This window comes from Microbacterium sp. B24, assembly GCF_000333415.1.
GTDB lineage: Bacteria > Actinomycetota > Actinomycetes > Actinomycetales > Microbacteriaceae > Microbacterium.
The window spans coordinates 1-1,896 of the sequence record NZ_BADB01000186.1 but is presented as its reverse complement, the minus strand read 5'-3'; the positions used below and the strand labels follow the sequence as shown (position 1 = coordinate 1,896).

Sequence of the window (1,896 nt, the reverse complement as noted above, 5' to 3'; positions counted from 1 at the left end):
GCCATGCCGAGGGGTTGAAGGGCATCCGTGCGCGTTTCGCGCCCCTGCGCGGTGTGCCGGGACTCTTCGTCCATGGGTCGAACGACGTGAGCGGACGTCGGGCCCGGAATCCTCTCAACTACTTTCGCGGGCCGTCGGCCGGTCCGCGCAACGTCGTGGGGCTGGACACGGCAGCCATGGACGCCTACTTCACCGATGAGCTCGGCTGGACGAACCTGAACAACACCGCGGCTGTCGTCGAGGCCGGCGGCCTGCGGCTGGAGACCTTCGGAGTCAGCGACGCGCACCGCGAGTGGGACGATCTGCCGGCTCTGCCTGCCGCGCTCGAGGGCGCCCGACGCGGTCGGCTCTTGCGTTCTGCACGGGATGCGGACCTCGTGATCGGTGTGACGCACGCGCCGTACCGACGCGTCTTGGACCGATTCGTCGAACTGGGCGCCCGGGCGATCTTCGCCGGACACACGCACGGCGGTCAGGTGCGCATCCCCTTCTCCCCCTCCGCCCTGGTGGCCAACTGCGACATCCCCCTCGACCAGGCCCGCGGTCTGAGCACCTGGGCGGCTGCCGGACGTCGCGTGCCGCTGAACGTCTCGGCCGGGCTCGGACACTCGATCTACGCTCCGGTGCGCTTCGGATGCCGTCCCGAGGCGTCGGTGCTCACGCTGCGCGCGCGTCGCGAGGACGACAGCCTGCTCGATTCGTCACGGGAGGCATCGACGGGGTAGACTCGGAGGGTTGCCACGGGGTGTGGCGCAGCTTGGTAGCGCGCTTCGTTCGGGACGAAGAGGCCGCAGGTTCAAATCCTGTCACCCCGACAGCAGAGAGGCTCCGCCTGGAGAGATCCGGCGGGGCCTTTCCTCGCTCATTCACCGGATGGGAGCACCCGATGACCACCCCCCGCCTGATCGCGTTCGATCTCGACGACACGCTGGCTCCTTCCAAGAGCGCCATCGATCCCCGCATCGGAGAGCTCTTGCTCGAGCTCGCGACGCGCGTCGAGGTGGCCATCATCTCGGGCGGCCAGCTGCAGCAGTTCCAGTCGCAGGTCGTCGAGCGGCTTCCGGCGGCGGATGCCGCGACCCTCGACCGCTTCCACCTCATGCCCACGTGCGGGACGCAGTACTACCGACTCGAGGAGGGTGGCGTCCGCACGGTCTACGCGCACGCCCTCACCGACGACGAGAAGTCGCGCGCCCTCGCTGCCGTCGAGGAAGAGGCCCGTCGCCTGGGCCTGTGGGAGGCCGAGCCGTGGGGAGACATCCTGGAGGATCGCGGCTCGCAGATCACTTTCTCCGCGCTCGGGCAGACAGCTCCCCTCGAGGCGAAGATGGCCTGGGACCCGACGGGCGAGAAGAAGAACGCGCTGCGCGACGCGGTCGCCGCGCGCATTCCCGATCTCGAGGTCCGCTCCGGCGGCTCGACGTCGGTCGACATCACCCACCGCGGCATCGACAAGGCGTACGGCATGCGCAAGCTCGCCGAGGTCACCGGCATCTCGCTCGATGACATGCTGTTCGTCGGCGACCGCCTCGACGAGCACGGCAACGACTACCCCGTCCTCGCGATGGGTGTGACCTGCCAGGCCGTGGAGGGGTGGGAGCACACCTCCGCTTATCTCACCGAGCTGATCCCGACGCTCCCCCGTCGCTGACGTCAGCCGTCGACGGCCACCACGGCGGTCGAGGGTGCCGGCAACCCGGCATCCGCATAGTAGGCGGTGATGTGGGCGCGCACGAGTTCGCGGGCGCGCTCCGCGTCGCCGGACTCGATCGCGGCGAGGATATCGCCGTGCTCGCGGTGCAGCCGCTGGACGGTCGTGTCCCAGTCGTAGATCCGGCGCGCACCGGCACGGATATAGCTCTCGATCGTCGTGCGAAGACGGGCCATCGTCGCGGC

General features: G+C 69.4%; 3 protein-coding genes and 1 tRNA gene. 3 read left to right on the top strand and 1 reads right to left on the bottom strand.

Annotation, left to right across the window (positions count from 1 at the left end; genetic code table 11):
• From I5I_RS04775 to I5I_RS04765, 3 genes are all read left to right on the top strand, one after another.
• Positions 1 to 725: metallophosphoesterase (locus tag I5I_RS04775; RefSeq protein WP_036317082.1), on the top strand; the 725-nt coding region annotated here is incomplete at its 5' end.
• Between the two features lie 16 nt (positions 726 to 741).
• Positions 742 to 815 (top strand) — tRNA-Pro (locus I5I_RS04770).
• 71 nt (positions 816 to 886) lie between these two features.
• The gene (locus I5I_RS04765) at positions 887 to 1,651 is read left to right on the top strand and encodes an HAD-IIB family hydrolase (RefSeq protein ID WP_036317080.1); all 765 of its coding nucleotides are present in this window, start codon (positions 887 to 889) and stop codon (positions 1,649 to 1,651) included.
• Between the two features lie 2 nt (positions 1,652 to 1,653).
• On the opposite strand, the gene I5I_RS04760 is transcribed toward I5I_RS04765, so the two are convergent.
• Positions 1,654 to 1,896: FCD domain-containing protein (locus I5I_RS04760; protein WP_036317078.1), on the bottom strand; the 243-nt coding region annotated here is incomplete at its 5' end.